The organism is Pseudomonas sp. BC42 (assembly GCF_021560055.1).
Taxonomy (GTDB): Bacteria; Pseudomonadota; Gammaproteobacteria; order Pseudomonadales; family Pseudomonadaceae; genus Aquipseudomonas.
Window position 1 is genome coordinate 6692863 of sequence record NZ_CP091067.1, and the last position, 15204, is coordinate 6708066.

1 protein-coding gene is annotated in these 15204 nt (G+C 61.3%); it reads left to right on the forward strand.

Annotated features, from left to right (window positions below; all coding sequences use genetic code 11):
- The first annotated feature begins 330 nt into the window (after positions 1–330).
- A complete protein-coding gene (locus tag L1O02_RS30270; RefSeq protein WP_235759304.1) occupies positions 331–15090 on the forward strand; it encodes a retention module-containing protein in 14760 nt (4919 codons plus the stop codon).
- Positions 15091–15204 lie beyond the last annotated feature (114 nt).

Sequence of the window (15204 nt, forward strand, 5' to 3'; positions counted from 1 at the left end):
ACACGTCAAAACGTGGCGCCACATCGAATGATTACAACCATTAATGACCGTCCGTCGGAAAGTTCAAACTAAGAACTGGTTCACATACTTCAAGTCAGGTTACTGCACGAATATCAATGTGACATTAATTCGGCGATTGTTTAGGATGGCACCCATAAGGTCAATAGTTTGGCATAAAGTTAATCTCGAAAAAAACTAGCCAAATTATTGACGGCTATACTGTCAATTACCCGTTTTCAATTACACAGCAATGTGCCTCCTGACTGAGTTGCGGCCCGCGCCCAAGCCGGTACATGGAAGTCGACTAAGCGGTACATCGGAGAGTCCCCAATGAGCAGTGTTGTTGCCATCGTCAAAAGCATTGTCGGTCAGGTTTTCGTAGTTTCCCCGGAAGGAATCCGGCGCGTACTCATCGAAGGCGACCGCCTGTTCGTGGGTGACCAGGTCGATACCGGTCCGGCCGGTGCGGTCACCCTGGAATTGACCGACGGGCGCACACTCGATCTTGGCCGTGACACTCAGTGGAGCGGCGCCGCGCCGGATTCCGGCACCGACCTGGCCCAGGCAAGCGCACAAGCCGCCCCCTCGGTGGCAGAACTGCAGCAGGCGATCGCCGCCGGCGCCGACCCGACCACCGATCTGGAAGCCACTGCCGCTGGCCCGACCGCTGCCGGCACCGGAGGCGCCGCGGGCGGCGGCCACAGCTTCGTCCAGCTGGAAGAAACCGCAGGCCGGGTAGACCCGACCATCGGCTTCCCGACCGCCGGCCTGGGTCAAGCCACTTCGGCCGTGGACAACAACCTTGGCGGACTGACCAACAACGGCCTGGCCACCACCAATGGCAGCGGCAGTGATTCGCTGCGTCCGGCAACCCTGACCCTGGGCGCCACTCCGACCATCACCGAGGCCGGTGGCGTGCTGGTGTACACCGCCACCCTGACCCAGGCTCCGCTGACCGACCTGACCGTGACCCTGTCCAATGGCGCGGTCATCGTGATCAGCGCTGGCCAGACCACTGGCAGCGTGCAAGTCCCTCTGGCGCCCCAGGACAACGTCTACATCGATCCCGGCCAGATCAGTGTGAGCGTCACCGGCACCACCGGCGGCAGCGGCCTGCTGGTTACGGTTGACCCCACTCCGGCGGTGACTCAGATCACCGACACCATCGACACCACCACCGTCACCCTGACCGCCGATGCCAGCGTCTCCGAAGGCGGGCAGATCACCTACACCGCCAACCTGACCAATCCGGCGCAGACACCAGTGACCATCACCCTGTCCAACGGCGCGGTGATCACCATTGAAGCGGGCAAGTCCAGCGGCTCGGTCGACGTAGCGGCCCCGGCCAATGACGTCTACAAGAACGGCAGCACCATCGAAGTCGGCATAACCAAAGCCGAAGGCGGCAACTTCGAGAACCTGCAGCCAAGCACCGATAAAGCCGTCACCACGGTCACCGACACCATCGACGACACCGGCCTGAGCCTGTCGGCCACCAGCACCGTGGCCGAGGGCGGTTCCATCGTCTATACCGCGACCCTGACCAATCCGGCCGGTACGCCGCTGACCGTCACCCTGTCCAATGGCGCGGTGATCACCATCGCCGCAGGCGCTACTTCCGGTACCGCTACCGTCGCGGCTCCAGCTGATGACGTTTACAAGGATGCCGGCAAGGTCGAAGTCACCATCACCAAGACAGAGGGTGGCAACTTCGAGAACCTGGTCACCGATCCAGCTCCTGCGGTTACCGATGTTACTGACACTATCGATACGTCGACTGTCAGCCTGACTGCCACGCCGAGCGTGGCCGAAGGCGGCATTGTCGTTTACACCGCTTCGGTGTCTGCACCAGTCACCGGCTCCCCGGTCGTAGTGACCCTGTCCAATGGCCAAACCATCACCATTCCTGTCGGTGAATCCTCCGGCACCGTCAACTTCACCGCGCCTAACGATGCACTGGCTGGCGGTAGTTCCCTGAGCACCACCATTACCAAGGCTGACGGTGGTAACTACGAAAAGCTGGAGATCAACGACAAGCCAGCTGAAACCTCGGTTACCGATACACCAGACACCACCACTCTGAGCGTAACGGCCACCGATACCGTGGCTGAGGGCGGTTCCATTGTTTACACCGCTACGCTGACCAACGCTGCTGGCACTCCGGTCACCGTGACCCTGAGCAACGGTGCGGTGATTACTATCGCTGCCGGCGCCACTTCGGGCACTGCGACCGTCGCGGCTCCAGCTGATGACGTCTATAAAGACGCCGGCAAGGTTGAAGTCACCATCACCAAGGCTGAAGGTGGCAACTTCGAGAACCTGGAGACCAACCCTGCTCCAGCCGTGACTGACGTCACTGACACCATCGACACGTCGACTGTCAGCCTGACCGCTACGCCGAGCGTCGCTGAAGGCGGCATTGTCGTTTACACCGCCTCCGTGTCCGCACCAGTCACCGGTTCGCCAGTTGTGGTGACCTTGTCCAACGGACAGACCATCACCATTCCAGTCGGCGAATCCTCCGGCACTGTGAACTTCACCGCGCCTAACGATGCTCTGGCTGGCGGTAGCTCCTTGAGCACCACCATTACCAAAACAGACGGTGGTAACTACGAGAAGCTGGAGATCAATGACAAGCCAGCCGAAACCAGCGTTACCGATACGCCGGACACCACCACTCTGAGCGTAACGGCCACCGATACCGTGGCAGAGGGCGGGTCGATTGTTTACACCGCTACGCTGACCAATGCCGCTGGCACTCCTGTCAACGTGACCCTGTCCAACGGTGCAGTCATCACCATTGAAGCCGGTAAAACCACTGGATCCGTCACCGTTGCTGCACCTGCTGATGACGTCTATAAAGACGCCGGCAAGGTCGAAGTCACCATCACCAAAGCCGACGGTGGCAACTTCGAGAACCTGGAGACCAACCCTGCTCCAGCTGTGACTGACGTCACTGACACCATCGATACCAGCACCGTTTCGTTGACAGCCACACCGAGCGTCGCCGAAGGCGGCATCGTCGTATATACCGCGTCTGTGTCTGCGCCAGTGACTGGTTCGCCAGTTGTGGTGACCCTGTCCAATGGCCAGACCATCACCATCCCGGTTGGCGAGTCTTCCGGCACCGTGAACTTCACCGCGCCAAACGATGCACTGGCTGGTGGTAGCTCACTGAGTACCACCATCACCAAAGCGGACGGCGGTAACTACGAGAAGCTGGAGATCAACGACAAGCCGGCTGAAACCTCGGTTACTGATACACCAGACACCACCACTCTGAGCGTAACGGCCACCGATACCGTGGCAGAGGGCGGGTCGATTGTTTACACCGCGACGCTGACCAATGCCGCTGGCACTCCTGTCACCGTGACATTGAGCAACGGTGCGGTAATCACCATCGCTGCCGGCGCCACTTCGGGCACTGCTACCGTCGCGGCTCCAGCTGATGACGTCTATAAAGACGCCGGCAAGGTCGAAGTCACCATCACCAAAGCCGATGGCGGCAACTTCGAGAACCTGGTCACCAATCCAGCTCCAGCCGTGACTGACGTCACTGACACCATCGATACGTCGACTGTCAGCCTGACCGCTACGCCGAGCGTCGCCGAAGGCGGCATCGTGGTTTACACCGCTTCGGTCTCGGCACCTGTGACCGGTTCGCCAGTTGTGGTGACCCTGTCCAACGGACAGACCATCACCATCCCGGTTGGCGAGTCTTCCGGCACCGTGAATTTCACTGCACCCAACGATGCCCTGGCTGGCGGTAGCTCCCTGAGCACCACCATTACCAAAGCGGACGGCGGTAACTACGAGAAGCTGGAGATCAACGACAAGCCAGCTGAGACCTCGGTTACTGATACACCAGACACCACCACTCTGAGCGTAACGGCCACCGATACCGTGGCCGAGGGTGGCTCGATTGTTTACACCGCCACACTGACCAACGCTGCCGGCACTCCGGTCAACGTGACCCTGTCCAACGGTGCAGTCATCACCATTGAAGCCGGTAAAACCACTGGATCCGTCACCGTTGCTGCACCTGCTGATGACGTCTACAAGGACGCCGGCAAGGTTGAAGTCACCATCACCAAAGCCGACGGTGGCAACTTCGAGAACCTGGTCACCAATCCAGCTCCAGCCGTGACTGACGTCACTGACACCATCGATACGTCGACTGTCAGCCTGACTGCCACCCCGAGCGTGGCCGAAGGCGGCATTGTCGTTTACACCGCTTCGGTGTCTGCACCAGTCACCGGCTCCCCGGTCGTAGTGACCCTGTCCAATGGCCAAACCATCACCATTCCTGTCGGTGAATCCTCCGGCACGGTGAACTTCACCGCGCCAAATGATGCCCTGGCTGGCGGTAGCTCACTGAGCACCACCATTACCAAAGCAGACGGCGGTAATTACGAGAAGCTGGAGATCAACGACAAGCCAGCTGAAACCTCGGTTACCGATACACCAGACACCACCACTCTGAGCGTAACGGCCACCGATACCGTGGCCGAGGGTGGCTCGATTGTTTACACCGCGACGCTGACCAATGCTGCCGGCACTCCGGTCAACGTGACCCTGTCCAACGGTGCAGTCATCACCATTGAAGCCGGTAAAACCACTGGATCCGTCACCGTTGCTGCACCTGCTGATGATGTCTACAAGGACGCCGGCAAAATTGAAGTCACCATCACCAAAGCCGATGGCGGCAACTTCGAGAACCTGGAGACCAATCCAGCTCCAGCCGTGACAGACGTCACTGACACCATCGATACGTCGACTGTCAGCCTGACTGCCACACCGAGCGTGACCGAAGGCGGCATTGTCGTTTACACCGCTTCGGTATCTGCACCTGTGACCGGTTCGCCTGTCGTAGTGACCCTGGCCAACGGTCAGACCATCACCATCCCGGTGGGTGAATCTTCCGGGACGGTCAATGTCACGGCGCCTAACGATGCCCTGGCTGGCGGCAGCTCCTTGAGCACCACCATCACCAAGGTAGAAGGCGGCAATTACGAGAAGCTGGAGTTCAGCGATAAGCCCGCTGAAACCAGCGTGACCGATACCGTAGACACCACCAACCTCAGCCTTGGCGCCACTGGCTCCGTGGCCGAAGGCGGCCAGATCACTTACACCGCAACCCTGACCAACGCTGCCGGCACGCCGGTCACCGTGACCCTGAGCAACGGTGCAGTGATCACTATTGAAGCAGGCAAGACCACTGGCACCGTCACCGTCGCAGCACCCGCCGATGACGTGTACAAGGACGCCGGCAAAGTTGAAGCCACCATCACCAAGGCTGAAGGCGGCAACTTCGAAAACCTGGTCACCAACCCTGCTCCAGCCGTGACTGACGTCACCGACACCATCGACAACTCCACCGTCACGCTGAAAGCCACGCCTTCGGCGGCCGAAGGTGGCAACGTCACTTACACCGCGACTGTCACCGCTCCGGTGACCGGATCGCCGGTAGTCGTGACCCTGGCCAATGGTGAAAAAATCACCATCCCGGTCGGTGAAACCACGGGCTCGGTGAGCATCAGCGCACCAAATGATGTGCTGGTTGGCCATACACCGCTGACCAACTCCATCACCGATGTCAGCGGCGGCAACTACGAGAACCTGGTGGCCGACAAGACTCCGGTCAGCACCACAGTGACCGACACCGTCGACACCACCAATCTGTCCTTGGCGGCTACACCTTCGGTAGCGGAAGGCGGTTCGATCGTTTACACCGCGACCCTGAGCAATGCTGCCGGGACTCCGGTCACCGTAACGCTGAGCAACGGCGCAGTGATCACCATCGCCGCCGGGGCAACCAGCGGTACCGTGACCGTGGCTGCGCCAGCTGATGACGTGTACAAGGACGCCGGCAAAGTCGAAGCCACCATCACCAAGGCTGACGGTGGCAATTTCGAAAACCTGGTGCCAAGCACGACTCCAGCCGTCACTGACGTCACCGACACCATCGACACCAGCACCGTTTCGTTGACGGCCACACCGAGCGTCGCCGAAGGCGGCATCGTCGTGTACACCGCTTCGGTCTCGGCACCTGTGACTGGTTCGCCGGTTGTGGTGACCTTGTCCAACGGTCAAACCATCACCATTCCGGTTGGCGAGTCTTCCGGCACTGTGAACTTCACCGCGCCAAACGACGCCCTGGCTGGCGGTAGCTCGCTGAGCACCACCATTACCAAAGCGGACGGTGGTAACTACGAGAAGCTGGAAATCAACGACAAGCCGGCTGAAACCTCGGTTACTGATACACCAGACACCACCACTCTGAGCCTCACTGCCACCGATTCCGTGGCCGAGGGTGGCTCCATCGTCTACACCGCCACCTTGAGCAACGCCGCTGGTACTCCGGTCACCGTGACCCTGAGCAACGGTGCGGTAATCACCATCGCCGCGGGCGCTACTTCCGGTACCGCTACCGTCGCAGCCCCAGCCGATGACGTCTACAAAGACGCCGGCAAGGTCGAAGCCACCATCACTAAAGCTGAAGGCGGCAACTTCGAACACCTGGAGACCAATCCGACTCCAGCCGTCACTGACGTCACTGACACTATCGATACGTCGACTGTCAGCCTGACCGCTACGCCGAGCGTCGCCGAAGGCGGCATCGTGGTTTACACCGCTTCGGTCTCGGCACCTGTGACCGGTTCGCCAGTTGTGGTGACCCTGTCCAACGGACAGACCATCACCATCCCGGTTGGCGAGTCTTCCGGCACCGTGAATTTCACTGCACCCAACGATGCCCTGGCTGGCGGTAGCTCCCTGAGCACCACCATTACCAAAGCGGACGGCGGTAACTACGAGAAGCTGGAGATCAATGACAAGCCAGCTGAAACCTCGGTTACCGATACACCAGACACCACCACTCTGAGCGTAACGGCCACCGATACCGTGGCTGAAGGCGGTTCCATTGTTTACACCGCTACGCTGACCAACGCTGCTGGCACTCCGGTCACCGTAACTCTGAGCAACGGTGCGGTGATTACTATCGCTGCAGGTGCTACCTCGGGTACGGCCACCGTCGCGGCCCCGGCCGATGACGTCTATAAGGACGCCGGCAAGGTTGAAGTCACCATCACCAAAGCCGACGGTGGCAACTTCGAGAACCTGGTCACCAATCCAGCTCCAGCGGTTACCGATGTCACCGACACTATCGATACCAGCACCGTTTCGTTGACGGCCACGCCGAGCGTGGCTGAAGGCGGCATCGTGGTTTACACCGCTTCGGTATCTGCACCTGTGACCGGTTCGCCAGTTGTGGTGACCTTGTCCAACGGACAGACCATCACCATTCCTGTCGGTGAATCCTCCGGCACGGTGAATTTCACCGCGCCAAATGATGCTCTGGCTGGCGGTAGCTCCCTGAGCACCACCATCACCAAGGCTGACGGTGGCAACTACGAGAAGCTGGAGATCAACGACAAGCCGGCTGAAACCTCGGTTACTGATACACCAGACACCACCACTCTGAGCCTCACTGCCACCGATTCCGTGGCCGAGGGTGGCTCGATTGTTTACACCGCGACCCTGAGCAATGCTGCTGGTACTCCGGTCACCGTGACCCTGAGCAACGGTGCGGTAATTACTATCGCTGCCGGCGCCACTTCCGGCACTGCTACCGTCGCGGCTCCGGCCGATGACGTCTACAAGGACGCCGGCAAAGTCGAAGCCACCATTACCAAGGCAGAGGGCGGCAACTTCGAACACCTGGAGACCAATCCGACTCCAGCCATCACGGACGTCACGGATACCATCGATACCTCCACCGTGTCGCTGAAAGCCACGCCTTCGGCGGCCGAAGGCGGCAATGTCACCTACACCGCTACCGTCACCGCTCCAGTGACTGGCTCGCCGGTCGTGGTGACCCTGGCCAATGGTGAAAAAATCACCATCCCTGTTGGTGAAACCACGGGCTCGGTGAGCATCAGCGCACCGAACGATGTGCTGGTTGGCCACACACCGCTGACCAACTCCATCACCGATGTCAGCGGCGGCAACTACGAAAACCTGGTGGCCGATAAGACCCCGGTCAGCACCACCGTGACCGATACCGTCGACACCACAAACCTCAGCCTCAGTGCCACACCTTCGGTAGCCGAGGGTGGCTCGATTGTTTACACCGCCACGCTGAGCAATGCCGCAGGTACACCGGTCACCGTGACCTTGAGCAACGGTGCGGTAATTACCATTGCAGCGGGCGCCACTTCAGGTACCGCTACCGTCGCAGCCCCAGCTGATGACGTGTACAAGGACGCCGGCAAGGTCGAAGCGACCATCACCAAGGCTGAAGGTGGCAACTTCGAGAAGCTGGTACCAAGCACCACGCCAGCAGTGACTGACGTCACCGACACCATCGACAACTCCACCGTTACGCTGAAGGCCACACCTTCGGCGGCCGAAGGCGGCAACGTCACCTACACCGCTACCGTCACCGCTCCAGTGACCGGCTCGCCAGTCGTGGTGACCCTGGCCAATGGTGAAAAAATCACCATTCCAGTGGGTGAAACCACCGGCTCGGTAAGCATCACTGCGCCTAACGATGTGCTGGTCGGTCATACCCCACTGACCAACTCCATCACCAATGTCAGCGGCGGCAACTACGAGAACCTGGTGGCCGACAAGACCCCGGTCAGCACCACCGTGACCGATACCGTCGACACCACAAACCTCAGCCTCAGCGCCACCGGCACTGTCGCCGAAGGTGGCCAGATCACCTACACAGCGACCCTGAGCAATGCTGCCGGTACGCCAGTGACCGTGACCTTGTCCAACGGGGCAGTAATTACCATTGCCGCAGGCGCCACTTCCGGGAAGGTGACCGTCGCCGCGCCAGCCGATGACGTGTACAAGGACGCAGGCAAGGTCGAAGCCACCATCACCAAGGCCGAAGGCGGCAACTTCGAGAAGCTGGTACCAAGCACCACGCCAGCCGTCACGGATGTCACCGACACCATCGACAACTCCACCGTCACGCTGAAGGCCACGCCTTCGGCGGCCGAAGGTGGCAACGTCACCTACACCGCTACCGTCACCGCTCCAGTGACTGGCTCGCCGGTCGTGGTGACCCTGGCCAATGGTGAAAAAATCACCATCCCTGTTGGTGAAACCACGGGCTCGGTGAGCATCAGCGCACCAAACGATGTGCTGGTCGGCCACACACCGCTGACCAACTCCATCACCGATGTCAGCGGTGGCAACTACGAGAACCTGGTGGCCGACAAGACCCCGGTCAGCACCACCGTGACCGATACCATCGACACCACCAATCTGTCCTTGGCGGCTACACCTTCGGTAGCGGAAGGCGGTTCGATCGTTTACACCGCGACCCTCACTAACGCCGCTGGCACGCCGGTGACCGTAACGCTGAGCAACGGCGCGGTAATCACCATCGCCGCCGGGGCAACCAGCGGTACCGTGACCGTGGCAGCGCCAGCTGATGACGTGTACAAGGACGCCGGCAAGGTCGAAGCGACCATCACCAAGGCTGAAGGCGGCAACTTCGAGAAGCTGGTACCAAGCACTACGCCAGCAGTGACTGACGTCACCGACACCATCGACAACTCCACCGTCACGCTGAAGGCCACGCCTTCGGCGGCCGAAGGCGGCAACGTTACCTACACCGCTACCGTCACCGCACCAGTGACTGGCTCGCCAGTCGTGGTGACCCTGGCCAATGGTGAAAAAATCACCATTCCAGTGGGTGAAACCACCGGTTCGGTAAGCATCACTGCGCCTAACGATGTGCTGGTCGGTCATACCCCATTGACCAACTCCATCACCAATGTCAGCGGCGGCAACTACGAGAACCTGGTGGCCGACAAGACCCCGGTCAGCACCACCGTGACCGACACCGTCGACACCACCAATCTGTCCTTGGCGGCTACACCTTCGGTAGCGGAAGGCGGTTCGATCGTTTACACCGCGACCCTGAGCAATGCTGCCGGGACTCCGGTCACCGTAACGCTGAGCAACGGCGCGGTGATCACCATCGCCGCCGGGGCAACCAGCGGTACCGTGACCGTGGCTGCGCCAGCTGATGATGTGTACAAGGACGCCGGCAAAGTCGAAGCCACCATCACCAAGGCCGAAGGCGGCAACTTCGAAAAACTGGTGCCAAGCACCACGCCAGCAGTGACTGACGTCACCGACACCATCGACAACTCCACCGTCACGCTGAAGGCCACGCCTTCGGCGGCCGAAGGTGGCAACGTCACCTACACCGCGACTGTCACAGCTCCAGTGACCGGCTCGCCGGTAATCGTGACCCTAGCCAATGGCGAGAAGATCACCATCCCGGTCGGTGAAACCACCGGCTCGGTAAGCATCACTGCGCCTAACGATGTGCTGGTCGGTCATACCCCACTGACCAACTCCATCACCAATGTCAGCGGCGGCAACTACGAGAACCTGGTGGCGGATAAATCGCCAGTCAGCACCACCGTGACCGATACCGTTGACACCACCAATCTGTCCCTGGCGGCTACACCTTCGGTAGCGGAAGGCGGTTCGATCGTTTACACCGCGACCCTCACTAACGCTGCTGGCACGCCGGTGACCGTAACGCTGAGCAACGGCGCAGTGATCACCATCGCTGCCGGTGCTACTTCGGGCACCGCTACCGTCGCGGCTCCGGCTGATGACGTCTATAAAGACGCCGGCAAGGTCGAAGCCACCATCACCAAGGCTGAAGGCGGCAACTTCGAGAAGCTGGTACCAAGCACCACGCCAGCCGTCACGGATGTCACCGACACCATCGACAACTCCACCGTCACGCTGAAGGCCACGCCTTCGGCGGCCGAAGGCGGCAATGTCACCTACACCGCTACCGTCACCGCTCCAGTGACTGGCTCGCCGGTCGTGGTGACCCTGGCCAATGGTGAAAAAATCACCATCCCGGTCGGTGAAACCACCGGCTCGGTAAGCATCACTGCGCCTAACGATGTACTGGTCGGTCACACCCCGCTGACCAACTCCATCACCAATGTCAGCGGCGGCAACTACGAGAACCTGGTGGCGGATAAATCGCCAGTCAGCACCACCGTGACCGACACCGTCGACACCACCAGCGTCAGCCTCAGCGCCACCGGCACCGTGGCCGAAGGCGGCTCGATCATCTACACCGCCACCCTGACCAACGCCGCCGGTACGCCGGTCACCGTGACCCTGTCCAATGGTGCGGTGATCAACATCGCCGCCGGCAAAACCACCGGTACCGTCACCGTCGCGGCACCGGCAGACGACGTCTATATCGACGCCGGCAAGGTCAATGCCTCGATCACCAGCGCCACCGGAGGCAACTTCGAGAAACTGGTGCCGGACACCACCCCAGCGGTAACCAACGTGACCGACACCGTGGATACCACCTCGGTGGGCATCACCGGCAGCACCTCGGTCACTGAAGGCCAGACCGCCAGCTACACCGTGAGCCTGACCCACCCGGCACAGACCGAAGTCACCCTGAAGATCAGCTACAGCGGCACCGCCACCGACGGCTCGGACTTCAGCGGCGTGTACACCGTGAAGATTCCGGCCGGCGCCAGCAGCGCCACCTTCAACGTCGCCACCATTGACGACAAGATCACCGAAGGGACGGAAAACTTCGTGGTCAAGATCGACTCGGCCACCGGTGGCAACTTCGAGAACCTGGTGGTGGGCAGCAACAACAGCGTCACCACCTCGATCATCGACAACGATGCTCCACCGGTCATCGACCTGGACGCCAACAACTCCAGCGGCGCCACCGGGGCCGACTACAAGGTCACCTTCACCGAAGGCACCGCGGGCCCTGGCGTGTCGATCGCCGACACCGACCTGAGCATCACCGATCCGGACAGCACCATGCTCACCGGCGCGACCATCGTGCTGACCAACCGTCAGCCAGGGGACTCGCTGAACCTGGGCAACAGCGTCAACGGCATCAACATCAATGCCAACAGCAAGGACGGTTCGATCACCCTGACCCTGTCGGGCAACGCGACGCTGGCCGACTACATGCAGCAGATCAAGAACATCACCTTCACCAACAACAGTGAAGATCCGAGCACCACGCCACGGACCATCACCGTGACCGTGACCGACGGTGGCAACTACTCCAACGTCGCCACCACCACGGTCAACGTGGTGGCGGTCAACGACGCGCCAACCGCCACCGGCGGCGCCGTGACCGGCAGCGAAGACACCCCGCTGGCCCTGACCTGGTCGAACTTCGGCGTCAGCGACGTCGACAGCCCGGCGTCCAGCCTGGGAGTGAAGATCACCCAGCTGCCAAGTGACGGCAAACTGCAGTACCTGGACGGTTCGACCTGGAAGGACGTGGCCAACAACCAGACCATCAGCAAGGCCGATATCGATGCCGGCAAGCTGCGCTTCACCCCGGACGCCAACGAATCCGGCACCAACGGCTACGGCGGCAGCGGCGTGGGCAACCAACAGGCCGATTACGCCCAGATCAAATTCCAGCCAACCGATGGCCAGGCCCTCGGCAGCACCGGTACGGTCACGGTCGACATCACCCCTGTGGCCGATGCGCCGACCCTGAGCGTGGCCGGCAACAACGTGAACTCGGTGGGCCTGCTCAAGGAAGTCTGGACCGGCCTCAGCGGCCTGGGCACCGACGGCAGCGGCGCGTCCGCCAGCACCCTGAAATCGGTGATCGACGCCGCCGGCACGCCAAACAGCAGCAGCCTGGCGACCAATGTCCAGTCCGACGGCAACATCACCCCGGGCACTGCGTCGAAGACCTCCGGCCTGATCTACCTGGAAGCCGGCAAGTCCTACACCTTCTCCGGCACCGGCGACGACAGCCTGTTGGTGACCATCGGCGGCAAGAACGTGGCCAGCACTACCTGGGGCGCGGGCGGTAACCTCAACGGTACCTTCACCCCGACCACCAGCGGCTACTACACCATCGATATCTACCACCACAACCAGAGCGGCCCGGGCAGCTACGACGTCAACCTGTCGGTCAACGGCGCAACGGCGGTGGACCTGAGCAATGCCGGTGTGCCGCTGTACACCGGCGTCACTGACCTGACCAACGCCGGGGTTTCGGTGTCCGACCTGCACGGCACCAACGGCGAGGGTTACTACGACGGCTACAAGCTCAACGAAGGCGGCGAAGGCGGCAGCGTGCATCTGTCGAAGATCAGCACCGGGCTGACCGATACCGACGGTTCGGAAACCCTGAGCGTGAAGATCAGCGGCATTCCTGCAGGCTCCGTGCTCAGCGATGGTGCCGGGCATACCTTCACCGCCACCGCGAGCTCCGGCGAAGCCAACGTCACCGGCTGGAACCTGGGCAACCTGACCGTCACGCCGCCGCCTTACTACAACGGCTCGTTCAACCTCAACGTGACCTCGACCTCCACCGAGTCCCTGGGCGGTTCTGCCAGCTCCACGGCGCAGATCCCGGTCAAGGTCTACCCGGCCACCTACAACGCCGTGGTCGCCACCTCCGGCGACGATACCGTCACCGGCACCGACGGCAACGACATCGTGGTCGCCGACATCGGCGGCCTGACCGTGGTCCCGGGCACCAACTACAACATCGCCTTCATGGTGGACAGCTCGGGCAGCATGGGCAGCTCCATCGCCGCGGCCAAGAACTCCCTGACCGCCGTCTTCAATACCCTGAAGAACAGCATCGGCGGCGCCGGCTCGGGCACCGTGAACATCTTCCTGGCCGACTTCGACTCCCAGGTCAACAAGTCGGTATCGGTGAACCTCAACGATCCGAACGCCCTGGCCCAGCTCAAGGCCGTGCTGGATTCGATGAGCTCCGGCGGTGGTACCAACTACGAAGACGTGTTCAAGACCACGGCCAACTTCTTCCAGAGCAGCCTGGCCACCAGCAACACCAATGCCACCAACCTGACCTACTTCATCACCGACGGTAAGCCGACCTACTACCAGACCGGCGAGCAGACCAACCCGACGCTGTACGGCAACGTGCGCCTCGACGATGTGGTGACCACCAGCAACTACAAACTGGGGGACACCTTCAGCACCTACATCGACAACACCCACGCCCTGACCGTGAACGCCAACGGCACCGTGGTCCTGCAGACCTACAGCAGCAACTGGTGGGGCAGCGGCTGGAACAGCGCGACCCTGGGCACCCTGCACGCCCAGGGCGACGGCACCTATGAGCTGTCCACCCTGGCCGGTAATGGCAGCACCACCAACTCGGCCAGCATCAACAACTCCAATGAGGGCTTCGTACTGCTGAGCAAGCTGTCCCAGGTGGAAGCCATCGGCCTGAACAACGACGTCAGCCTCAACGACCTGAAGCCTTACGACAGCGACGGCAAGCCGCAGACCAACATCGACCCGAACGACCTGGCCAACTCGATCATCGGCCACACCGAAGCCACCATGCCCGGCGCCGACACCGTCAGCGGCGGCAACGGCAACGACATCCTGTTCGGCGACCTGGTGAGCTTCAACGGCGTCGCCGGCGAGGGCTACCAGGCCATGCAGGCCTACGTGGCCAAGCAGACCGGGGTCGATGTGAGCCAGGTCAGCACCAGCAACGTGCACCAGTACATCACCGAGCACTACACCGAGTTCGATGTGTCTGGCAGCCATGACGGCAACGACACCCTGCTGGGTGGCGATGGCAATGACATTCTCTTCGGCCAGGGCGGCAACGACTTCCTGGACGGTGGCCGGGGCAATGACATCCTGCTGGGTGGCACCGGTAACGACACCCTCATCGGTGGCAAGGGCAATGACATCCTGATTGGCGGTTCGGGGGCCGATACCTTCGTCTGGAAGGCCGGCGATACCGGCAACGACGTGATCAAGGACTTCAAGGCCAGCGAAGGTGACCGTATCGACCTGCGGGATCTGCTGCAGGGCGAGAGCGCCAGCACCATCGACAACTTCCTCAAGATCACCACCGTGGACGGGGTCTCGACCCTGCAGGTCAGCTCCGAAGGCAAGCTCAACGCGGCCGGAGGCCTGGCCAACGCCGACGTGACGATCAAGCTGGAAGGCAACAACTGGTCCAACGCCAACATCAATTCGTTGATCGCCGGTAGCGACCCGACCATCAAGATCGATCACAACAACAGCTGATGGGCTCCCGGCAGCCACCCCTTGCGGGTGGTTGCCGGCTGTTGGCGGACAACCTGCGCCGTGACGATTGTCGCGCCGCACCGCATACTCACGCGCTGGATGTGGCGTTGGCCT

Bases quoted from the DNA above. Each gene is read 5' to 3' on its own strand.
- L1O02_RS30270 (WP_235759304.1), top strand. From the start codon at position 331: ATGAGCAGTGTTGTTGCCATCGTCAAAAGCATTGTCGGTCAGGTTTTC.